Source organism: Cryobacterium sp. Hz9 (genome assembly GCF_004402825.1).
GTDB classification, from domain to species: domain Bacteria; phylum Actinomycetota; class Actinomycetes; order Actinomycetales; family Microbacteriaceae; genus Cryobacterium; species Cryobacterium gelidum.
The window spans coordinates 138,481-159,775 of sequence record NZ_SOFC01000014.1; the positions used below are offsets into that span (position 1 = coordinate 138,481).

Annotated in this window: 25 protein-coding genes; 10 read left to right on the forward strand and 15 right to left on the reverse strand. The window is 66.8% G+C overall.

Going from position 1 to position 21,295, the window contains the following annotated elements; all coding sequences use genetic code 11:
- Positions 1–22 precede the first annotated feature (22 nt).
- The 6 genes from E3N85_RS07475 to E3N85_RS07500 are packed head-to-tail and all read right to left on the reverse strand — an operon-like array spanning position 23 to position 5,254.
- Complete coding sequence (locus E3N85_RS07475; RefSeq protein WP_134461534.1) at positions 23–382, reverse strand: hypothetical protein; 360 nt, start codon at positions 380–382, stop codon at positions 23–25.
- A gap of 31 nt (positions 383–413) precedes the next feature.
- Positions 414–1,133: an SDR family NAD(P)-dependent oxidoreductase gene (locus tag E3N85_RS07480; protein WP_134461537.1), complete on the reverse strand. Its 720-nt coding sequence runs from the start codon at positions 1,131–1,133 to the stop codon at positions 414–416.
- 13 nt (positions 1,134–1,146) lie between these two features.
- Complete coding sequence (locus tag E3N85_RS07485; protein ID WP_134461540.1) at positions 1,147–1,911, reverse strand: SDR family NAD(P)-dependent oxidoreductase; 765 nt, start codon at positions 1,909–1,911, stop codon at positions 1,147–1,149.
- Positions 1,904–3,310, reverse strand: coding sequence for an MFS transporter (locus tag E3N85_RS07490; protein WP_134461543.1), 1,407 nt, complete (start codon positions 3,308–3,310; stop codon positions 1,904–1,906). The genes E3N85_RS07485 and E3N85_RS07490 overlap by 8 nt, the downstream gene beginning before the upstream one ends.
- On the reverse strand, positions 3,307–4,197 hold the full coding sequence (locus tag E3N85_RS07495; protein ID WP_134461546.1) for a polysaccharide deacetylase: 891 nt from the start codon (positions 4,195–4,197) through the stop codon (positions 3,307–3,309). Before E3N85_RS07495 ends, E3N85_RS07490 begins: the two co-directional genes overlap by 4 nt.
- Before the next feature lie 19 nt (positions 4,198–4,216).
- Positions 4,217–5,254 carry an asparaginase gene (locus E3N85_RS07500; protein WP_166783895.1) on the reverse strand — a complete coding sequence of 346 codons (1,038 nt, stop codon included), beginning with the start codon at positions 5,252–5,254 and terminating at the stop codon, positions 4,217–4,219.
- Between the two features lie 214 nt (positions 5,255–5,468).
- On the opposite strand from E3N85_RS07500, the gene E3N85_RS07505 reads away from it, so the two are divergent.
- On the forward strand, positions 5,469–6,506 hold the full coding sequence (locus tag E3N85_RS07505) for a LacI family DNA-binding transcriptional regulator (protein WP_134461549.1): 1,038 nt from the start codon (positions 5,469–5,471) through the stop codon (positions 6,504–6,506).
- A 405-nt stretch (positions 6,507–6,911) separates the two neighbouring features.
- Here the strand turns inward: E3N85_RS07505 and E3N85_RS17145 are convergent, their stop codons facing one another.
- From E3N85_RS17145 to E3N85_RS07530, 5 genes are all read right to left on the reverse strand, one after another.
- The gene (locus tag E3N85_RS17145) at positions 6,912–7,280 is read right to left on the reverse strand and encodes a P-loop NTPase (protein ID WP_134461552.1); all 369 of its coding nucleotides are present in this window, start codon (positions 7,278–7,280) and stop codon (positions 6,912–6,914) included.
- A 58-nt stretch (positions 7,281–7,338) separates the two neighbouring features.
- The gene (locus tag E3N85_RS07515; protein WP_134461556.1) at positions 7,339–8,466 is read right to left on the reverse strand and encodes a sulfate/molybdate ABC transporter ATP-binding protein; all 1,128 of its coding nucleotides are present in this window, start codon (positions 8,464–8,466) and stop codon (positions 7,339–7,341) included.
- A complete protein-coding gene (locus E3N85_RS07520; protein WP_241978363.1) occupies positions 8,463–9,245 on the reverse strand; it encodes an ABC transporter permease in 783 nt (260 codons plus the stop codon). Before E3N85_RS07520 ends, E3N85_RS07515 begins: the two co-directional genes overlap by 4 nt.
- A gap of 137 nt (positions 9,246–9,382) precedes the next feature.
- Positions 9,383–10,168 carry a molybdate ABC transporter substrate-binding protein gene (modA, locus tag E3N85_RS07525; protein WP_134461562.1) on the reverse strand — a complete coding sequence of 262 codons (786 nt, stop codon included), beginning with the start codon at positions 10,166–10,168 and terminating at the stop codon, positions 9,383–9,385.
- Positions 10,165–10,686, reverse strand: a complete 522-nt coding sequence (locus E3N85_RS07530) for a molybdopterin-binding protein (RefSeq protein ID WP_255453875.1) — start codon at positions 10,684–10,686, stop codon at positions 10,165–10,167. The genes modA and E3N85_RS07530 overlap by 4 nt, the downstream gene beginning before the upstream one ends.
- Positions 10,687–10,839: 153 nt before the next feature.
- On the opposite strand from E3N85_RS07530, the gene E3N85_RS07535 reads away from it, so the two are divergent.
- Genes E3N85_RS07535 through E3N85_RS07560 form a run of 6 tightly spaced genes read left to right on the forward strand, consistent with a single transcriptional unit; the run spans position 10,840 to position 15,254 of the window.
- Positions 10,840–12,141: a ThiF family adenylyltransferase gene (locus E3N85_RS07535; protein ID WP_134461568.1), complete on the forward strand. Its 1,302-nt coding sequence runs from the start codon at positions 10,840–10,842 to the stop codon at positions 12,139–12,141.
- A gap of 3 nt (positions 12,142–12,144) precedes the next feature.
- The gene (gene glp, locus E3N85_RS07540) at positions 12,145–13,497 is read left to right on the forward strand and encodes a gephyrin-like molybdotransferase Glp (RefSeq protein ID WP_134461570.1); all 1,353 of its coding nucleotides are present in this window, start codon (positions 12,145–12,147) and stop codon (positions 13,495–13,497) included.
- Positions 13,494–14,009, forward strand: coding sequence for a cyclic pyranopterin monophosphate synthase MoaC (gene moaC / locus E3N85_RS07545; protein ID WP_134461573.1), 516 nt, complete (start codon positions 13,494–13,496; stop codon positions 14,007–14,009). Before glp ends, moaC begins: the two co-directional genes overlap by 4 nt.
- 4 nt (positions 14,010–14,013) lie before the next feature.
- Positions 14,014–14,736, forward strand: coding sequence for a molybdenum cofactor guanylyltransferase (locus E3N85_RS07550; RefSeq protein WP_134461576.1), 723 nt, complete (start codon positions 14,014–14,016; stop codon positions 14,734–14,736).
- 6 nt (positions 14,737–14,742) lie between these two features.
- A complete protein-coding gene (locus tag E3N85_RS07555; RefSeq protein ID WP_134461579.1) occupies positions 14,743–15,015 on the forward strand; it encodes a DUF6457 domain-containing protein in 273 nt (90 codons plus the stop codon).
- Entirely contained in the window at positions 15,015–15,254 is a 240-nt protein-coding gene (locus E3N85_RS07560; RefSeq protein WP_134461582.1) for a MoaD/ThiS family protein, read from the forward strand. The genes E3N85_RS07555 and E3N85_RS07560 overlap by 1 nt, the downstream gene beginning before the upstream one ends.
- Positions 15,255–15,268: 14 nt before the next feature.
- On the opposite strand, the gene E3N85_RS07565 is transcribed toward E3N85_RS07560, so the two are convergent.
- Positions 15,269–15,691 (reverse strand): molybdenum cofactor biosynthesis protein MoaE, encoded by a 423-nt coding sequence (locus tag E3N85_RS07565; RefSeq protein WP_134461585.1) that lies wholly within the window; start codon positions 15,689–15,691, stop codon positions 15,269–15,271.
- The gene (locus tag E3N85_RS07570) at positions 15,691–16,206 is read right to left on the reverse strand and encodes a molybdenum cofactor biosynthesis protein B (RefSeq protein WP_134461588.1); all 516 of its coding nucleotides are present in this window, start codon (positions 16,204–16,206) and stop codon (positions 15,691–15,693) included. Before E3N85_RS07570 ends, E3N85_RS07565 begins: the two co-directional genes overlap by 1 nt.
- Positions 16,207–16,356: 150 nt before the next feature.
- Here E3N85_RS07570 and E3N85_RS07575 point away from each other — a divergent pair, with 150 nt between their 5' ends.
- The 3 genes from E3N85_RS07575 (at position 16,357) to E3N85_RS07580 (ending at position 19,279) form a co-directional block, all read left to right on the forward strand.
- Positions 16,357–17,682, forward strand: a complete 1,326-nt coding sequence (locus E3N85_RS07575) for an MFS transporter (protein WP_134461591.1) — start codon at positions 16,357–16,359, stop codon at positions 17,680–17,682.
- A gap of 94 nt (positions 17,683–17,776) precedes the next feature.
- Positions 17,777–17,923: a hypothetical protein gene (locus tag E3N85_RS16290; protein WP_166783896.1), complete on the forward strand. Its 147-nt coding sequence runs from the start codon at positions 17,777–17,779 to the stop codon at positions 17,921–17,923.
- 126 nt (positions 17,924–18,049) lie between these two features.
- Positions 18,050–19,279 (forward strand): NAD(P)/FAD-dependent oxidoreductase, encoded by a 1,230-nt coding sequence (locus E3N85_RS07580; protein WP_134461594.1) that lies wholly within the window; start codon positions 18,050–18,052, stop codon positions 19,277–19,279.
- A 77-nt stretch (positions 19,280–19,356) separates the two neighbouring features.
- On the opposite strand, the gene E3N85_RS07585 is transcribed toward E3N85_RS07580, so the two are convergent.
- Together E3N85_RS07585 and E3N85_RS07590 are read right to left on the reverse strand one after the other, a co-directional pair.
- Positions 19,357–20,778, reverse strand: a complete 1,422-nt coding sequence (locus tag E3N85_RS07585; protein ID WP_134461597.1) for a dicarboxylate/amino acid:cation symporter — start codon at positions 20,776–20,778, stop codon at positions 19,357–19,359.
- Between the two features lie 157 nt (positions 20,779–20,935).
- Entirely contained in the window at positions 20,936–21,292 is a 357-nt protein-coding gene (locus E3N85_RS07590; protein ID WP_134461600.1) for a DUF488 domain-containing protein, read from the reverse strand.
- Between the last annotated feature and the right edge of the window lie 3 nt (positions 21,293–21,295).

Below are 21,295 nucleotides of genomic sequence, written 5' to 3' on the forward strand. Positions count from 1 at the left end.
TTCGGGCTAGTCGCAACGTCGATCAGCGAGGCGAGCCACTGAGCAGGCGCTGCCTCGTGAGGTCGAGCCCGAGGGCAACGACGCGCGCCGAAAGGCCCACGGGCCCTTCGGCGAGCGCCCTCACCTCGAGCGCGTGCTGCAGCACCGACGCACTTCGGACGGGGAGCGCGCGCCAGATGTCAGCAACTGTGTGGCACAACGAGATCGAGCCGGTGGCGCTGGTCACCGACCATCCCGCGGCGAGCGCCGCGATGCGGGGTGCGCCGGGCACGCCGGCACACACGGAGGACACCGTTTGCGCCACCAGAATGCGATTTCTGAGGGTGTGTTCGTTGCCCATCACCGGGTCGGGGTAGACCGTCGTGCCGCATGCTCCGCACATTTTTGGTTCCTGACTGACCTGACGGCCCGAGTTACTGCATCACGTCGCCGGAGTTGGGCCCGAGGGTCTGCCCCACATAGAGGTTTCCTCCCGGCTCACTCGCAAGCAGCAGCGCCGTCGGGGCGACTTCGGCTGCAACGCCGAACCGCCCGAGCGGCAATTCGGCGCGCTTGGCACTCTTCCAATCTTCGGAGATGCCCTGCACGAGCGGAGTCTCGATCGGGCCGGGAGCGATGCTGTTGACGAGCACGTTGTCGCTGGCAATTTCAAGCGCCAGCGACTTAGTCAGAGCCACGACCCCGGCCTTGGCCGCCGAATAGTGGCTCAGGCCGGTGCCACCCTTGATGGCGAGCTGGGAGGCGATATTGATGATGCGGCCCCATTTCTGTTGGCGCATCTCCCCCACCACCTCCCGGCAGCACAGGAACACCCCGGTGAGGTCGACCGAGAGAGTCTCGTTCCACATGGCGAGTGTCATGTCTTGCAGTGGCGACTCGGTGAGCAGGCCAGCACTGTTCACCAGAACGTCAATGGTGCCAAGCCGTTGGCGAGCGGTCGCGAAGGCCGCGCGCACGCTGTCTTCCTGCGACACGTCAACAATGATCGCGCCAATGTCGGTGCCCGCGCGATCGAGTACGACCACGCGGTCGCCGTTGGCGACAAATGCTTCGGCGATCGCTCGCCCGATTCCGCTACTGCCGCCGGTGACGACGACTCCGCGGCCGGTGGACGCGCGATGGTGCGGGGTCATTTCTGTTCCATATCTATGCGCGCATTTTCACGGTGAGTCCGCCGTCAACGATGAGGGACTGCCCGGTGACGTACCCGGCCTGCGACGAAGTGAGAAACGCGATAACACTGGCTACTTCTGCCGGCGTACCCACCCGACCCCAGGGGATGTCCTTGCCGGCTCGGGCGAGTCCGTTTGGTCCCAGCGAATTTACCGGGTCGAGTGACTGCGGAGTTTCGATGAGTCCGGGAATGACCGCATTGGCCCGAATGCCCTGCGGCCCCAGTTCAACAGCCACACTGCGAATCAGACCGAGCACGCCGGCTTTCGCCGCAGCGTAGTGAGCATGACCCTCCCACCCGTAGACCGCGCCGGCGATCGAGGAGACCGCCACCATGGCGCCGCCCTCGGTCATGCGTTCGGCTCCGGCACGCAGTGTGCGCAGCACACCGGTGAGATCGACATCGAGCATGTCGTTCCACCGGGCATCCGTCATGTCGGCGAGCGATGAATGACGCAAAATGCCCGCGTTGGCGACGGCGTAGTCGAGGCGGCCGTACTCGTCGACCGCTCGTTGGGCGAAAGCGTCAACGGATGCCGTGCTGCGCACGTCGACCTCGTGCACGACGGCTTCGCCACCGGCGGCGCGCACCAGCCGCAGTGTTTCCTGCGGGTCGTGCGGGTCGCCCGGAAACGTGCCGATGACGCTGCGCACCCCCTCGCCGGCATAGTGCACGGCGAGGGCCCGACCGATGCCGCTAGCGGCTCCGGTGATGATGGCGACGTGGGATTTAGGCACGCTGGGCTTTCAGCTCGGTTTCCGGTGCGACAGCGAGCGGAGCTTCTGCCATGGGCTTGGCGGCGAACATGAGCACACCCGAGATGAGAATGCCGAGGGCACCGACCCAGAGCGCGGCGGTTCCCGTGTTGGCTCCGGCGGCGACGGCGGTGAACAGCGCGCCGCCGATAACGATGCCGGGCTGGCTCATCGCGCCGATGAACGCCGTGCCGGTGGCGCGGCAGCTCACCGGGTAGCACTCGGCCATGAAGTACTGAATAGCCGCGTACGGGCCCACGAGAAAGAACAGGCCGGCGCCAAAGCTCGCGACGATGGTCACGGGGCTGTTCGCGAGGGGGCTCAACATGATGGTGAAGGCGACCGATGCGAGAATCCAGCCGCTGATGATGGTGCGCTTGCGACCGATCTTGTCGCCGAGCCACCCGTGAAATACGTAGCCGAAGTAGGCCAGGGCGTTGATGACAATGAGCATCCAGAAGGCATCGGAGAGTTCGATGCCCTTGGCGTTCTTGAGAACGGAGCTGCCCAAAATGCTGAAGATCATGATGCCAAAGAAGTTGAAGATCCAGGCGAGCGAGAACACGATCGTGTTACGGCGCAGCTTCGGCTCCCAGATGAGCTTGAGTGGTGCGGTCGAGGAGTGCTCGACGCCATACGACCCGGCGAGCAGGTGGGCTTCTTCGGTGCGCCCGGCCTTCTCGAGGCGGCTGAGTTCACTGTGCAGTTCGAACTGAGGAGTTTCTTTGAGCTTGCGTGCGATGGCCCAGACGATGAGCGCTGCGGGGATGGTGGCCATCAAGTACAGGGCACGCCAGCCGAGGGTCGGAAGAAAGGCCAGGGCGAGCGCACTGGCGAGCAAAAAGCCGAGCGGCCAGCCGCCCTGAATGAAGGAGTAGCTCAGACCCGGGCGCTTGCGCTTCTTCTCGTCTTCGGTGACCTGGTAGACCTCGTTCATGTAGGTCGCGTTGACGGCCTGCTCGGAGAACCCCAGACCGCCAAATGATCGAACGATCACAAGCAACCCACTGCTGAGGAAGGCCATTCCGGTGGGGATGATGGCGGTGAGGCCGGAGACGATGGCCGTGCCACCGACGGTGACCATCATGCCCTTGCGTCGTCCGAGGCGGTCGATGACCGGGCCGACGCCGAAGCAGACGATCGCGGTGCCCACTGCGATCCAGGTGTTGATCGCGTAGGCTTCCGGCGCGGTCCAGCCGAAGGATTCCTGCATGGCGGGAAGAAGCGTGCCGAACAGTCCGTAGTCGAAGACGGCAACGGTCCAGGCCAACAGCGCCAGAATCGTGGCGGTGCGGGTCTGCTTCACGGTGAAGGCGGGAAAGCGACGTTTCTCGTTGACGGTCGCCGCCGTGAGATCGAGGGTGGGAGATTTCAGTTTCATGCGGAGAGAACCTTTCGGGGGGAACGGGCGAGGAACGAATCTGCAATCTGGTCGAAGGTGTTCCAGCTGACGCCTTCGTGGGAGTTGAAATGCTCGATGAGGCGCTCGAGCATGAGGAGCACTTGCGGGCGTCCGGAGACGTCGGGGTGGATCGTCATCGTGAAGACGGCCTGATCCATTTCGCGGTAGACCCAGTCGAACTGGTCTTTCCACATCTGCTCGATATCGCGCGGATTCACGAAACCGTGCGAGTTCGGGGCGGCCTTGATGAACATCATCGGCGGCAGGTCATCGAGGTACCAGTTGGCGGGAATCTCCACGAGGTCGGTCTCGATGCCGCGCACGAGCGGCTCCATCCAGGTCTGGGCGTTCTGGGCGTAGTCGATCTTTTTCCAGCTGTCACCGACACGCACGTAGTACGGCTCGAAGTCATTGTGCATGAGCGAGTGGTCGTACTTGATGCCGCGTTCGAGCAGAATTTCGTTCGTCACCGGCGAGAATTCCCACCACGGGGCGACATACCCGGTGGGGCGGCGTCCGGAGACATTTTCGATCAGTTCGATGGATCGGTCCAGGATCGTGGTCTCCTGTTCGCGGGTCATCGCGATCGGGTTCTCGTGGGAGTAGCCGTGCACGCCCATCTCGTGGCCCGCGGCAACAATCATGCGGGTAAGCTCGGGAAAGGTCTCGATGGAGTGCCCTGGAACGAACCAGGTGGCGGGTAAGTCGTACTTGTCGAACAGGCGGATAAGACGCGGCCCACCGACCTCGCCGCTGAACATGCCGCGGGAGATGTCGCACGGGGAATCTTCGCCGCCGTAGGAACCGAGCATGCCGGCGACAGCGTCGACGTCTACTCCAAATGCAATCTGGATATCTTTTTTCATATCTGTGCCTTTCGTTGCACTAACAAATTTGGGCCGGCTCGGTGATGGCTGCCCCGTACAGGGCGAAGGCGTCGGCGATCTCGTCATGGTTGCGATCGAGCTGCAGCAGAAGGCTGAGCAGAATCAGCGATTGCGAGGGCCGCAGCAAACCAGTGGGGATGGCGCCGGCCGCGACGAGGTCTCGTCCTCCGCCGGCGCCGTAGACCGGGATGACCGGGCCGGCACCCACCCGGGTGCTCGTCACCACGACGGTGCCGGCCGCGGCGGCCGCGGCGATGGCGGCGCACAGGACGGGGTTGCCGTTGCCGCTTCCCGTCGCTTGCAACACGATTCCGCTGGCCCCGGCAGCCACGGATGCCTGCAGCAAGATTTCGTCTGCCCCCGGATAGGCAGACACCACGTCGACGCGCCTGGCCTGGCGGGGCGGGAGGGGCGGGAGCGGGAGCGGGGGCATCCGCTGGTTATGGCGGGTGATGACGACGTCACCGGTGGCGGTCAGGAAACCGGCCGAGCCAAAGTCGGGGTTGGTGAAGGCATGGAGCGCGAAGGTCTGTGCTTTGCGCACGCCGCGGGCGGGGAATATCTCGCCGGCGAAAACGATCAACACGCCGAGGCCTGCTGCCGCAGGTGATCCAGCGACCGCGATGGCATCGGCGAGATTGCCGGGACCGTCGGGGTCGGCGGCGTCGGCGGATTTCTGCGCCCCGGTGAAGACCACCGGGCTCACGTGGTCGTGGGTGAGGTCGGCCAGGTAGGCGGTCTCTTCCATCGTGTCAGTGCCGTGCGTGACGACGACCCCCCGCACCGAGGGGTCGGCGAGGGCAATCTTGATCTGCGCGCAGATCGCGATCATGTCGACGAGAGTGAGCAGGTAGGACCCCTCACAGGCGACGTCGACGACCCGCACAGGGTAGGCCGGGGCTGTGGCCAGACCGCCGAGAACCTGTGCACCGGCGTCGGCGGCAACCGCCGCGCCGCCTTCCGCAGGGCGGGCGCGCGACGAGATTGTTCCACCGGTCGCCAGCAACACCACGTGGGTGCCGGCACGATCTGTCATTATTTTCTCCGGGGGTCGGTACCCAAACGATTGGGTTTCTTGATGCAAGAGTAGATACCCAATGTTTCGGCCGACTGCACGCGTCATTGCGGGTACGTAACGTTCACTACCCAATCGTTTGGGTAGTGAGGTCGTCAAACTATAGAATGAGATCGACAGGCAAGTCAAGCTTCGTGTCCGGCTTTCTCGGATCACGGAAACTGGAGACAGCGACATGACAGGCATCAGACCGGGGTCCGTCACCCTGAAAGATCTGGCCGCCGAACTCGGCCTGCACCCGTCGACCGTGTCACGGATCCTGCACGGGAAAGCTGACACGGCACGCGGCGCCGCCGCGCCGGTCACGGCCCAACGTGTGCGTGACCTCGCCAAGAAGGTGGGCTACTCCCCCGACCCCCAGGCCACGAGTCTGCGCACCCGGCGCACGCATCTTCTCGGAGTTATCGTTCCGCGTCTTTCCGACCTCGTGCTTGCGGTTATGTACGAAGGAATCGACGAGGCAGCCGACGACGCCAACTACTCCACATTCGTCATGAACTCTCGTGACGATACATCGATACAGCGGCGCAAGATGGAAATAATGCTGTCTCGGCGGGTAGACGGCCTCATCATCGGTGACGCGCACCTTGACGGTAATATTCTTGACGAGCTCACCGAACGCAAGGTGCCGTTCGTGCTCATGAACCGCGCCATTGCCGGTTTTGTATCAGCTACCTGCGATGACACCCTTGGCGGCGCTCTGGTGGCGCAGCATCTATGGGACCAGGGCCACCGCGATGTTTCCATCATCGCTGGTGAACCCTATGCCAGTACCGCAGTCGATCGCACCCAGGGCTTCGTCTCCCGGTTTCGCGCGCTCGGCGGAACGATCCCCGAGAGCGCCATCGTGTGGTCGCGCTTCGACACAACGGGCGGGCACACCGCAGCGGATAACATTCTGCGAGGCACACATCGACGCCCCAGTGCGATCTTCGCGGTCAACGACTTCGCGGCCATCGGCGCCATGGGCGCGGCAAATTCTCACGGATTGCACGTGGGCCGCGATCTGGCAATTGTCGGATTCAATGACACGTCGCTGGCCGCGCAACTGCCCATCGCGCTGTCGTCGGTGCGATCGCCGATGCTCGACATCGGCCGGGTCGCCGTGAAGTTGCTCCTCGACGTGCTGAACGGAGAGGCCGTGGAGTCGGTTAAACTCGTGCCTGTTTTGTGCGTGCGAGACAGCAGTGATTTCACGTGGACGGCGCGGTAAGAGGCGGTTACTGCCCGAAACGGTGAGGGTGGCCAGACAGGCGTATCCGAGCGGGGCTGGGTCAGGGGACTGTGGGGGGCCAGATGCCGTCGCATCCGCTTTGCTGACAGACGAACTGCCAGGAGTCGCCGCCGGGACCGATCTGCATGGGCATGAGGCCCCGAGGACGATTGGGCGTCGCGCCTCGGCCGGAACGCTGCTCGCCAGCTCGACCTCGGAATAGGGCGAGCCGAAGTAGAGCTGCGTGCCGGGCGTAACTCATGCGCCGTTCTAGAGCCAGCTGCGGCCGGCGTCGGTGCGGTGGAGACCGGGTAGATGTCAGCGAGCAGGAACAGGCCGACGGCGATGTAGATCCAGACGCGGCGCAAGGAGTCGCGCGGGGCTGATCGGCGAAAACGGCGCATATCAGTGCCCCCGCAGGGCGGGGCCAGGGCCGCCGCGATCGTCGTGACCGAGTCGTCGATAAGGGCAGCCGCGCGGGTGTGCACGGCCGCCGACTGCCGGTAAGGGTCGTCGATGTCGTCGAGAGTGGGTGGATTCGGCGATCTTGGGGCTACGCAGGTCGGCGTCGACGAGCAGAAAGCGAGCACCCGCGTCAGACCGGGCGATGGCCAGGTTGGAGCTCGTCGTGCTCTTGCCTTCACCGCCGGTGGAAGGCGCGACGACAAAGGAGCGATCGGCGCGGCCGAGATCAGCTTTTCTTGAACACAATGAGGGTCCCCCCGGGTACTTGGATGGTTGCCACGTCAAAGTTGACGCTCTCCGGCACATCATCTTGAAATACCCTTTTTCTCAACGTTGAGCGCCGTCCCTGTTGCCCGGAATATAGACGTTAGCGACGGTAGGCACTCACATCGGTGGCCTTGACCGAAAGCCAGACCGTCGAGCCCACCTGCAGGCCGAGGTCGGCAACCGCGGCCGGGGTCAGCTCCGCGATGACCTCCGGGTCACCGCTCGTACGCAGGCGCACTCCGCCGCTGCCCGGCTCAATGCCTCGCACCCGGGCCGACCAGACGTTGCGGGGGCTGGCGTGCCGGGGCTGTTCCGTGTGCACGACAACGGATGCCGGGCGAAAGACGGCCGCGGCGGGCGCGGGGGCCTCTGCGCCGGGGGTTGCGGGCGACAGGGCTACAGCATCCGCTGGGCGCACCCGGAACGTGCGGCCGTCTGGGGCGACGACCGCGCCGCTCTGCGCGGTGCCCACCACGAGATTGACTCCGGCGAGGGCAGCGACGAAGGGGTTCTGCGGGGCCGCGAGCACCGCTGCGGTCGTGCCTTCGTCGATGAGCGCGCCGTGGTGCAGCACGGCGACGCGGTCGGCGAGCACGACGGCGTCGACGATGTCATGGGTGACGATGATGGCGCTGGTGCCGGTTTCGGCAAGCTGCTCGCGGATGAGTTGACGGATGAACGGCGCTGTTTCCGCGTCGAGAGCGGCCATCGGCTCGTCGAGCAGGAGCACGCGCGGGCCGGCCGCGAGGGCTCGGGCGAGGGCGACACGCTGCTGCTGCCCCCCGGAGAGGGCGCCGGGCAGGCTGCTGCCGAGGCCGGCCAGGCCGACCCGGTCGAGCCAGCGGTCGGCCTGCACCCGCGCCGGGGCGGCGTTCAGTCGCGCTTCGCCGAACCGGAGCGCGAAGGCTACGTTGGCGCGGGCGCTCAGGTGCGGAAAGAGCAGGGGCTCTTGTCCGAGCAGGCCGATAGCACGATTCTCGGGTGCCACGAGCCGGCCGGGCGCGGTGAGGGTCGCGCCATCGAGGGTGACGGTTCCGGTATCGGGGGTGACCAGCCCCGCGAGCAGGTCGAGCACGGTCGACTTGCCCGAGCCGTTCGGGCCCAGGAGGGCCAGCACCTCGCCGGGCGCGAGCGTGAGTTGCACGTCGAGGGTGAACCCGCCTCGGGTGAGCTGTAGGGTCGCGGCGAGAAGTGCGGTGACGACGTCTCGGCCGAGGGTGGCGGTCACGAGAGTACGCTCGCCCGGCGGGTTCCGACCAGCACGAGGATGATCACGGCGACCGCGATCAACAGCAGCGACAAGGCGACAGCCTGATCGGTCGTCACACCCGAGCCGTTGAAGGCGGTGTAAATGGCAAGGGGCATGGTGCGGGTGACTCCGACCTGGTTGCCGGCAAAGAGGGCGGTCGCACCGAATTCGCCGAGCGCGCGGGCGAAGCTGAGAACGGTGCCGGCAAGAAGTCCGGGGCCGACAAGCGGCAGCGTGATGCGCGCGAAGACCGTGCCACGGCCGGCACCGAGGGTCGCGGCCACACGCTCGTAGCGGATGCCGGCGGTGCGCAGCGCCCCCTCGACCGCGATCACGAGAAACGGCAGGGCCACGAAGGTTTGCGCAATGACGACCGCCGCGGTCGTGAATGGAATGCGCAGTCCGGCAAGTTCGAGGGTGTTGCCGAGTACGCCGCCGCGTCCGAGCAGGGAGAGCAGTGCGATACCGCCAACGAGCGGCGGCAGCACGAGCGGCACGGTGACGAGCGCCCGCAGCAGACCGGCTGCACGCGGCTTCGACCGCGCGATGACGACGGCGAGCGGCACGCCGAGCAGCAGGCAGAGCAGCGTTGAAACAGATGCCGTCACTAGCGACAAACCCAGCGGCTGCAGGGCCTCGGGTGAAAGCAGCAGGGCGGGCAGGGCGGCCCAGTCGACCTTGAGCAGGAGACCGGCGAGCGGCAGCACGAGCAGGGCCAGGCCGATGCTCGCGGGTAGATAGAGGAGGCGCGGAATCACGGGCGCAGGCCGCGCGGGCCGCGCCGGGCGCAGATTCGATGGCCGGGCGCAGGCTCTATCGTGCGCCCAGCGGGCAACGCTGCGCCCGGGCGCGTTCCCGCGCCCTGCGGGGCGTTCACTGGGCGTTCACGGGGCGGTCACGGGGCGAGAAAACCGTGGGCGGAGAGCACGGCCTGGCCGGCCGGCGAGAGCACGAGGTCGACGAAGGCCTGCCCTGCCTCGGCGTGCGCGCTGCCGGCCACGACCGCGATCGGGTAGTGCCCGACGACTTCGCTGGCTCCGGCCGGGGTCACGCCGTCGATGCGGCCGGGGTTGGCGGCGACGTCGGTGGCGTAGACGAGGCCCGCATCCGCTTCGCCGCTGGCGATCTTGGTGACCACGGCCGTCACATTCTGTTCCTCGCTCGCGGGGCTGAGAGTGACGCCGGCGTTGGACAGCAGGGCAGCGGATGCCGCACCGCACGGCACCTGCGCCGCGCACAGCACGGTGATCACGCCGGCCCGGGCGAGATCTGCGAGGTTTTCGATGCGCAGCGGGTTGCCGGGGGCGACCGCGATACGTAGCGTGTTGCCGGCGAACAGGGTGGCCGGACCGACCAGTGCGTCGTCGGCGAGCGGCTGCATGTTCTTCTGGTCGGCACTGGCGAACACGTCGGCGGGGGCGCCGGCCGCGATCTGGGTGGCCAGGGTGGAGGATCCGTCGTAGCTGACCTGCACGTCCACGGCCGGATTCTCGCGTTCGAGCAGGGCGGCCATCTCGTCGAAGGCGCCGGTGAGAGATGCGGCAGCATAGACGCTGAGGGTCTGGGGCTCGAGCCCCGTAGCGGTCGGCTCAACGGTGTCCGCGGCGTTCGATGGCGCACAGCCGGTGAGGGCTAGGGCGAGCACAGCCAGAACGGCCAGGGCCTGCGGGAGGCGGCTCACGGCATCCGTCCCGGAGTTTCGACGATCACATTGGTGGCCTTGATCACGGCGACGCTGAGCGAGCCGATAGCGAGGCCGAGTTCGCGCACGGCCTCGCTCGACATGAGCGAGACCACGCGGTGCGGGCCGCACTGCAGTTCGACCTGGGCCATGACCGTGTCCATGGTGATGGCGGTGACGATGCCGACGAATCGATTGCGGGCGCTGCGGCCCACACTCGACGGGTCGCTCGGGGCGTTCGCCTGCTCGACCGCGAAGGCGGCGAGCGCGGCTCCGTCAACGGCGAGGCGACCGGAGGCGTCGGCAGTCGCGGCAAGGCGACCACCGTCGACCCAGCGTCGCACGGTGTCGTCGCTGACACCGAGCAGCTCGGCGGCCTCACTGATCCGATATTGCGTCATAAACAGCAGAATAGCACCGCATCTGCGGGCGTGATCGCTCGGCTGTTTCGCAAACCTCGACGGGCTGGCCCGGAAACCTCGCGGGGCTGGCCCGCCCTGCGCATAACTCCTGCAAATTGCTCATCCCTGCTACTACATTCCGCTCAGATGGGGGCATAGCGACGGCGGCAGCGACAGATTGCAGGAGTTATGCCGCCGTGCAGCTCGGTTCGGCGGCAGTCTCCCGTCGAGCTGGTGGCCGCGAGGCCCTGCAACGCTTAGCGTTAAGCCATGGCTATTCCTCCCCTCGTCGAGCCCATTGATCGGCTCACCGCCTCCGAATCCGTGCGTACCGCCCGCCAGCGTCGCCTCCCACAGCTCAATGAACTCGGCCAGCGCCGCCTCGCCAACGCCCGGGTGCTCGTACTCGGCGCCGGCGGGCTCGGCTCCCCCGCCCTGCTCTACCTCGCAGCGGCCGGCGTGGGCACCATCGGCATCGTCGACGATGACGACGTGGAACCGAGCAACCTGCAGCGCCAGATCGCCCATGGGCAAGCGGATGTCGGCCATCCCAAGGTCGACAGCGCCGCCGAGCGCATCGCCGAGATCGCCCCGGAAACCACGGTCATCCGGCACGCCGAGCGACTGGTGGCGAGCAACGCGGCCGAGATCATCGGCGGCTACGACATTGTCATCGACGGCACCGACAATTTTCCGACCCGGTTCCTCGTGAACGACACCTGCGCGCGGCTGGGGCTGCCGCTGGTGTGGGCATCCGTTCTGCGCTTCGACGCCCAGCTCTCGGTGTTCTGGGCCACTCCGCCGGCCGCTAGCGGCATCACCGGCGTGCACCTGCGCGACCTGTTTCCGACGCCGCCAGCCGAGGGCGAGGTACCCAACTGCGCCGATGCCGGTGTGCTCGGCGCGCTGTGCGGCCAGGTCGGGTCGCTCATGGCGACCGAAACCATCAAACTCATCACCGGAATCGGCTCGCCGCTGATCGGACGGGTGCTCGTGATCGACGCGCTGTCGGGCCGGTTCAATGAGATTCCGCTGCTCGGAACCGGCATTGCCGCCGAACCGACCGCCGCCGAGATCGCCGCTGAGCGTTCTGCCGAGCTCGCCCAGGCGGCCAGGGAGAGCACCCCCGAGGTCTCGAGCGTCGAACTCGCCGGGCGCCTCGCCGCCCAGAGCGCCGGCACCGACAGCTTTCTGGTCCTGGACGTGCGCGAGCCGAACGAATACGCCGAAAGCTCGATTCCTACGGCCCAACTGCTGCCCATCGGTGAGCTCCTCACCGATGGCGTGCTCTCGGACAGTGGCCGCGCCGCGCTGCCCCAAAACACCCCGCTGATCGTGCATTGCCACGCCGGCGGCCGGGCCGCCCGGGCCGCGAACGCGTTGCGCGAGGCGGGATTCACCGATGTTTCGGTGCTGACCGGTGGAATCCTCGCTTGGGATGACCTCGTCACGGCCGGGCGTGCTCCCGGACTCGGCAGCAGATGGCCGTCGCCCGAGCCCGCCCTGACCGCGCCAGACGCGTCGACCCGCGATGACGCCGGCAGTGCCAGCCCGTCCGACAGCCTGGTCTAGCCGGTGACCGACACCGAACGACCCGATGCCGGCGCGCGTGACACTGCGCCAGGCGATCACGCGAACCACTCGCACACGCGGACGGATGCCTGCGCGCCCGCCGCATCCGCGCGCACCGTTGCCGAGCAACTCGCGATCGTGCTCGCCAGCGTCGCTCCCCTGCCGCCCGTGCGCGTGGAGCTCGACGCGGCCCGCGGTCTGGTGCTGGCCGAAGATGTGCTCACCGTGACCGATACGCCTCCCTTCGACAATTCCGCGATGGACGGCTACGCCGTCATCCGCTCCGATCTGCTCAGCGCCTCGCCCCAGAACCCGATCACCCTGCCCGTCGTCGCCGACCTCGCCGCCGGCACCGCGGAGAACCCGCGCCTCGTGCCCGGGCAGGTCGCGCGCATCATGACGGGCGCGCCCATTCCCGACGGAGCAAACGCCGTCGTTCCGATCGAGGACACCGACCAGGGCATCGAACGAGTCGCCATCGTGCGGGCGCCCGGCGCCGCGGCGCACGTGCGCCGGGCCGGCGAAGACGCCCACGCCGGCGACCGGGTGCTGCGCGCGGGAAGTGTGCTCTGGCCCACCCGGGTCGCCGCAGCGGCGAGCGCCGGAACCAGCTCGGTGCTGGTACACCCCGCTCCGCGCGTGGCCGTCATCTCGACCGGAAGCGAACTGGTCACGCCCGGCAGCCCGACCCGTCGCGGCCAGATTCCCGACTCCAATTCCTTTCTGCTTTCGGCGGCCGTCGCCGAGGCCGGCGGCATAGCCGTGCGGATCGGCGCCGTACCGGACGACGACGACGTGCTGCGCGCGCTATTGGACGAACTGGCCGGCTCGGTCGACGTGATCGTGCTCTCCGGCGGCGTGAGTGTCGGCGCGTACGACGTGGTCAAGGCCGTGTTGAAACCGCTCGGCACCGTGGACTTCGGGCCGGTCAAGATGCAGCCCGGCAAGCCGCAGGGTTTCGGGCGCTGGCCCGCCACCGAACAAGCATCCGGACCGCTCATCTTTGCCCTGCCCGGCAACCCGGTCAGCGCCTACGTGTCCTTCGAGGTGTTCGTGCGGCCCGCACTCCAGCGCCTGCTCGGCCAGCCGATCCTGAACCGGCGCACCGTCACGGCGACCGTCGTCGACGGCTGGCGCTCCCCACCCGGACGCGCCCAATACATGCCCGTCATTGTCACGCACCGCACCGACGGCACCGAAAACGGCACCCTGACCGAGGCACGCCCAGCTTCCCGGGGCGGTTCGGGCTCGCACCTCGTCGCCGGCCTGGCGCAGGCATCTGGACTCGCCATCGTGCCCGAGGATGCCACTCACATTCGCGGCGGCGACCTCATCACTGTCATGCTGACATCATGACGCACACCCCCGACACGGCCGGCGCGGCCGTACCCGCCCAGCTTTTCACCCACCTCGACTCGGCAGGGCAAGCCCGTATGGTCGACGTGACCAACAAGGTCCCGACCGTGCGCAGCGCCACCGCCGCCGGTTTCGTGCGCTGCGGGGCGACGGTGATCGCGGCCCTCCGCGACGGCACCGCGCCCAAGGGCGACGTGCTCGCCGTGGCCCGCATCGCGGGAATCCAGGGTGCCAAGAAGACCGCCGACCTGCTTCCGCTGGCCCATGTGATCGGCGTGCACGGCGCCGTCGTCGACCTCGCGGTCGAGGATGACGGCGTGCGCATCACCGCCACGGTGCGCACCGCCGACCGCACCGGGGTCGAAATGGAGGCGTTCACCGCCGTCTCGGTCGCCGCCCTCGCCGTCGTCGACATGGTCAAGGGCCTCGACAAATCCGTCACGATCGAGAATGTGCGCCTGCTCGCCAAGAGTGGCGGCAAGAGCGGCGACTGGCTGCGCGCCGAAATCTAAGCGGATGCTGCCGGTTGACCTCATCGTGCTCGCGGGCGGCCGCGGCAGCCGTCTCGGCGGCGTACTCAAACCCGCAGTCGAGGTGGCCGGACGTACCCTGCTCTCCCGCGTTCTCGATGCCCGCCCGGTCGCTCGGCACGCCGTCGTGGTCGGCCCGCCAGCCGCCCAGCCGGCGGCAGCCCCACCGGTCACCGCGCCCGTCGCGCACACCCCGCTGATCTGGGCGCTCGAAGACCCACCATTCGGCGGGCCGGTGGCCGGCCTCGCCGCCGGCCTCACCGCGCTCGACGCCCACGCAGCCCTGGCAACGAACGTACCGCTCGACACGAACGAAGACGGCCCTGAACCACCCGTCGGCTGGCTGCTGGTGCTCGCCTGCGATCTGCCCTGGGGAGCGGATGCCGCGCGCCTGCTGGTCGCTGCAGCATCCGCTCTCGAGAAAACGGATGACCGGCAGGACGGCGTGCACCTCGTCGACAGCAGCGGCCATGCGCAGTGGCTCGCTGCGATCTATCGGGCACCCGCTTTGCGCGCGGCCGTGGCCCGTCTCGGCGACCGCGTCGACGGCGCCAGCATGCGACAGCTGCTCGCCGGTTTACAGCTCGACGGGCTGCAAGACGAAGCCGGAGCCGGTATCGACGTGGACACGTGGCAGGATGTTAAGAGTAGTACCGTGCGTTTGACCGACGCATCCGTACCCGACCATTCAGCCCGACCAGAGGAGTGAACCCGAATGAGCTCTGCACCGCTGCCTCCCGAAGCGCTCGACGACTGGCTCACCGCCCTCGCCGACCGACTGCAGCTCAACTCCGAAGACGTGCCCGTGGGCGGCTTGCTCGACGTGGCCCGCGACGTGGCCCACAACGTGGCGCGCCCGGCCGCGCCGCTCAGCACCTTTCTGATCGGACTCGCCGCCGCGAAGAATGGTGGAACCACCGCCGATATCGAAGCGGCCTGCGCCACCGCGACCGAACTCGCCCTCGCCTGGACCCCCGGCACACGCTGATGGCGACCCTACGCTTTTTCGCCGGCGCGGCCGAAGCCGCTCAGACCGAAACGGCCACCCTCGATGCGGGAACAATCGGCGAACTGCGCACCGAACTCGGCGAGCGTTACGGCAACGAGTTCGTGCACGTGCTCGGCCTGTGTTCCCTGCTCGTGAACGGCGCCCGCGCTACGGATGACGCGGTCGCGCTCTCGCCGACCGATGCGATCGACGTGCTCCCGCCTTTCGCGGGCGGGTAGTACTCCCGACAGGCCTACAAACCGACCCAGGAATGGCTGCCGTCGACCTCGTACTGCTTCTTCCAGATCGGCACCTCCGCTTTCACGGTCTCCACCAGGCTCTCGCAGGCCGCAAAAGCGTCGCCGCGGTGCGCGCTCGCGACCGCCGCGACGAGGGCGAGGTCGCCCACGTCGAGGTGACCGATGCGGTGGCTGACGGCCAAGACGACAAGCGGATGCTGCGCCCGCACCCGGTCGGCGATTTCGCCGATGATGCGCCCCGCGTCGGGGTGCGCGCTGTAATCGAGGCCCGTGACACGTCCGGCAGCATCCGGATCGTGATCGCGTACCTGCCCGATGAACGTGACGACGGCGCCGTGCGTGGCGTCGGACACGGCGGTCACGTGCTCACCGACGTCGAGCAGCGACTGGGTAACCTGGGCAAACCCGGCCCCCATCAGTGGTCACCGCCGTCGAGCTGATCGATGATGTGCCGCACGAGCGGCGCGAGAATAGCGACGCCGTCACGCACCGCGCCGACCGAACCGGGCAGATTCACCACGAGGGCGCCGTTGTTACCGACCGAATCGGCGATTCCGGCGATCCCGCGGGACAGCATCGCGGTGGGGATCGTGGCAACGCTCACCGCACGTATCCGCTCGGAGATGCCCGGCAGGTTCGTGCGCAACAAGGGCGCCGTTCCCTCGGGGGTCAGGTCCCGCGATGACACTCCGGTGCCACCGGTCGTCACCACGAGGCGGGCGCCATCCCCGAGTGCGGCGGCGATCGCGCCGGCCACGCTCTCGATGCCGTCGGGCACAACCCGCGGCTGCGCACACGGGATCCCCACTTCGGCGAGGGCATCAACGGCGGCCGGCCCCGATCGGTCCTCGCGTTCTCCGCGCGAACAACGATCAGACACGGTGATCACGACGGCCCCGAGTTCGGCCCCAAGCTTGAGCTGAGTTTTCACCTTTCCACATTACCGTGACCGTCACGAGCCTCCCCGCATCGGCTTTCACCGGAATCATTTTTCACGGTGTTTGACCGATGCACCCCGCCCGACAAGCGAACAAGCTGGCTACCAAGCGGGTCGAACGCCCGACCAAAAGACGAGGAAGCCATGTCAACCGTCTCACCACCACGCGTCGTCTCCACGCTGAAGTCGGACCTTTCCAACTGGGATCCGGAACACGACGAAACGTGGGATTCGCACCTCGCCTGGCGCACCCTGTGGATCACCACCTTCAGCATGACGCTCGGGTTCGCAGCCTGGTATCTGGTCAGCGCGATCGCCCCGCGTCTCAATGACATCGGCTTCGACCTGAGCACCAGCCGGCTGTACTGGCTCGTCGCCCTGCCCGGCCTCGCTGCGGGACTGCTGCGGCTTGTGTTCATGTTCCTACCGCCGATTCTGGGCACCCGAGTGCTCGTCGCCCTCTCGAGCGCGCTGCTCTTGCTGCCGATGATCGGCTGGACCCTGGTGGCCCGTGACACGTCTACGCCCTACTGGGTACTACTCGCCCTGTCGTTCGCGGCGGGCATCGGCGGCGGCAGCTTTTCTGGCTTCATGGCCTCGACCAGCTATTTCTTTCCCAAGCGCCTGGCCGGCACAGCGCTTGGATTGCAGGCAGGACTCGGCAACTTCGGCATCGGCCTCATTCAGCTGCTCACCCCGTGGGTCGTGGGGTTCGGCCTGCTCGGCACCGCAGTGCTCACCCCGGAGAGCGATTCAAACGGCGAGTTGGTCTGGCTGCACAACGGCGGGCTCGTGCTCATTCCCTGGGTGATCCTCGCGGTCATCCTCGCCCTCCTGTTTCTGCGCCGCGTGCCGATCAAGGCCAACTTCAGGCAGCAGCTGGACATCTTCAAGGTCAAGCACACCTGGATCATGACCGCGATCTACCTCATGAGCTTCGGCGCGTTCAGCGGCCTCGCCGCCCAGATGGGCCTCATCATTCTCAACGTCTACGGCGACTTTCCCGACGCGCCCAACCCGCTCGCCTTCGCCTTCATCGGTCCGGTCGTCGGCGCCCTGGTGCGCGCAGCCTCCGGCCCGCTCTGCGATCGGTTCGGCGGCGCTATCTTCACGTTCATCGGCGGCGCCGGTATGGCGGTGGGCACCACCGTCACCGTGTTCTTCCTCACCCCCACGGACGTCTCGGAGTTCAACGGGTTTCTGACCGGAATGATCATCATTTTCTTCTTCTCGGGCTTGGCCAACGCCGGCACGTTCAAGCAGATGCCGATGATTTTCCCCAAGCGCCAGGCTGGCGGGGCCATTGGCTGGACGGCCGCGATTGCCGCTTTCGGACCGTTCATCGTTGGTATGGCCCTCACCGGCATGAGCCCGTCCACCTTCTTCATCGGCTGCGCCGTGTTCTGCGCGCTGTGCACCGCGCTCGCCTGGTTCTATTACGCCCGTCCTGGCGCGCCCAACCCGAGCTAACGCTCCCTCCCACGACCCGAAGCCCCTACTCCTCCAGCGGGGGCTTCGGGTTTCTTCCTGCCGACGGGGTCATACTGAAACGAGGAGGTCACCGATGACCGAATACGACGCAATCGACGAACCCCTCGGCGGCGACCCGATCTGCTGGCTCGAACAGGTCTGCCCGGAGTGCGGCGCCTACGTCTCCGGTGAGCTGCCAGCCCGGTGTTGGCGCTGCGACATCCTGGTCTCGCCGTCCTGACCCGCCTCCGCCCACGCGATGCCCCTCAAAACATACCGCCCGATCCACGAACTGCGCACAAGTCACCCCTCGCCCAACCGGGCAAACCCTCGTACAGTCGGAGCACGCCCACGGAAGGACAATGCCATGGCCGACCAGCAAAGTTTTGTGATCGTGGGGGCCTCCCTCGCGGGTGCGAGCGCAGCCCGCATCCTGCGTGATGAGGGTTTCAATGGAGAGATTCATCTGATCGGCGCGGAGGAGCACCATCCGTATATCCGCCCGCCGCTGTCGAAGGACTATCTCGCTGGCACCGCTGAGCGAGACTCCGTCTTTGTCGAAAGCCGAAGCTGGTATACCGACCGCGACGTGCAGTTTCACCCCGGAACCCGCGCGGTCGACCTCGACCTTGCGGCACACCTGGTGAGCACCGACGACGGCGAGTCGCGGCGCTATGATCGGCTACTGCTGGCTACCGGCTCCCGCCCCCGCCCCCTGACCGTGCCGGGCACCGACCTCGGCGGGGTGCATTACCTGCGCACCCTCGACCACGCAGAGGCGTTGCGCTCCCTGTTGGTCGGCGGCGACAAACGGCTCGTGGTCGTCGGGTCCGGATGGATTGGCATGGAAGTGGCCGCGACCGCCCGAACCCTCGGTAACGAGGTGACCATCCTCGAGCGCGGTGCGGTGCCGCTTGCGGCGGTGCTCGGCGACGAGCTCGGCAGCCTGTTCGCGACCCTGCACGAGGAGCACGGGGTGGTCGTGCGCCGATCCGTGGTGGTCGAGAGCCTCGTCGGAACCGACGGCCAGGTCACCGGGGTGCTCCTCGTCGGCGGTGAAACAGTGCTCGCCGACCTCGTGCTGGTGGGCATCGGTGCGGTTCCGAACGTGGAACTCGCCCAGAAAGCCGGTCTCGACGTCGACAACGGAATCCTGGTCAACGCGAGCCTCACAACGAGTGACCCACACGTCTTTGCAGCGGGGGATGTCGCCAGCGCGGAGCATCCGCTGATTCAGCAGCGCCTGCGCAGCGAGCACTGGGCGAACGCCTTGAACGGCGGCCCGGTGGCGGCGCGGGCGATGCTCGGCCAGAGCGTGTCCTTCGACGCCATCCCATACTTCTACACCGATCAGTTCGACCTCGGCATGGAGTATTCCGGCTTCGGCCCGCTCACCCGCGACGCCGAACTGGTCTATCGCGGCAACCCGGGAGCCCGAGAGTTCATCGCGTTCTGGCTAAGCGCCGGCCGGGTCGTCGCGGGCATGAACGTGAATGTCTGGGATGTCAACGACGCCGTGCAGGGCCTGATCCGACACGGCCGACCGGTTGATCCGTCTCGGCTGAGCGACGAGACCATCCCGCTGGGCAACGTCTAGTACCCCGAGTGCGTTTCAACACTCACCGGCGAGCGGAGGCGGCACGAGCCGCACTCGCCTCCGACGCCGGTGGGAGATCAAACCCGAGTGTCGACCAACGTGCTCGGCGCTGATTGCGTGGATTCCTCAGAATCGTCCGTGAACGGCTGGGCCGTGCGCGGGGCGTTGTAGAGAGTCTCATTCAGGATTCCCTGGCGCTTAGCCACAATCGTGGGCACGAGCGCCTGGCCCGCCACGTTGACGGCCGTACGACCCATGTCCATGATCGGGTCGATGGCCAAGAGCAGGCCGACGCCGGCCAGTGGCAGTCCAAGCGTCGACAGGGTGAGTGTCAGCATGACGACGGCGCCTGTCGTGCCGGCCGTGGCTGCAGAACCCAGGACTGAGACGAGTACGATCAGCAGGTACTGGCTGAGGTCCAGCTGGATACCAAAGAACTGGGCGACGAAAATCGCGGCGACGGCCGGGTAGATGGCCGCGCAACCGTCCATCTTGGTCGTTGCGCCCAGCGGTACGGCGAAGGATGCGTAGCCGCGGGGCACCCCGAGGCTGCGTTCGGTCACGCGCTGGGTCAGCGGAAGGGTTCCGATGGACGAGCGCGACACGAAGCCCAGCTGAACGGCCGGCCACACGCCGGAGTAGTACTGCTTGACGGAGAGCCCGTGGGACTTGATCAGAACGGGGTAGACCACGAACAGAACCAGAATCAGGCCAATGTAGATGGTGACTGCGAACTTGCCCAGTGACCCCATGGTGTCCCAGCCGTAAACCGCTACCGCGTTTCCGATCAGGCCGATCGTGCCCAGCGGTGCGATGCGGATGATCCACCAGAGCACCTTCTGAATGACCGCGAGGGCTGACGCGTTGAGGTTCAGGAACGGTTCGGCCGCCTTGCCCACCTTCAACGCGGCGATGCCCACCGCGATGGCGATGACCAGAATCTGCAACACGTTGAAGCTGATGTTGGTGGTCGCGATGCCGTCGACGACGTTGGTACTGGCGCCCAGTCCGAGGAAGTTCTTCGGGAAGAGCCCGGTCAAAAAGGCCCACCAGTCACCGGTCTTGCCGGAGTACTCGGCGTTATCGGCGATACCGGTGCCGGCCCCCGGCCGCACCAGCACACCCAGCCCGATTCCGATCAGAACGGCGATCAACGCGGTGATAGCGAACCAGAGCAGTGTGTTCCAGGCGAGCTTTGCCGCGTTGGACACCTGACGCAGGTTCGCGATGGAACTGACTACGGCCGTGAAGATGAGCGGCACGACGGCCGCCTGCAGCAGCGAGACGTAGCTCGAGCCGATAATTTTCAGGGTGGCACTGAGGCCGTTGGGGTTTGCTTCGGTGCTGCCGGTGTATTTGGCCACGAGCCCAAGGCCCAGACCGACGATGAGTGCTGCGATGATCTGCACCCCGAAGGAGCGCACCCACTTGTGAAGTCTGCTGTGGCTGGTGCTGACGGGAATTACTGAAGACACTGGTTCGACACTTTCTGTTGTCATTTGTGTTACACGCTGACGCCCCCTGACCCGCATGCGACGCCCCCTGACCCGCATGCTGGGAGCCCCTCGAGATTCCCCTCCACGTGCGGGCGCTCTAGACCCAAGGCCGAAAGCTGGCTCAGTATTCCTTCGCGCGAATTGTGGACCTGTGCGTCGACTATTCCTGTAGGTATTCGGCGAGCACCCGCGCGTGGTTCACCTGCGGGTCCTTGGCCCCGTAGATCAGAGTCGTGACCTGCGACCCCGCGGCGAGCGCACGCAGCTCCTGGACGGCCGCCTGGGTTGGCGCGTTGCCGTCGAGTTCGGCGCGGTAGCGCAGCGCGAACTCGTCCATTCGCTTCGGGTCGTGCTTCCACCATGTGCGCAGCGCGGGCGACGGTGCAACGTTTTTCAGCCACTCGTCGAGCGCGGCATGCTCCTTGGAGACACCGCGTGGCCAGAGTCGGTCAACCAGCACCCGGCATCCATCGGAAGCGGATGCCGCCTCATACGCTCTTTTAATTCGTAGTGTCATGCA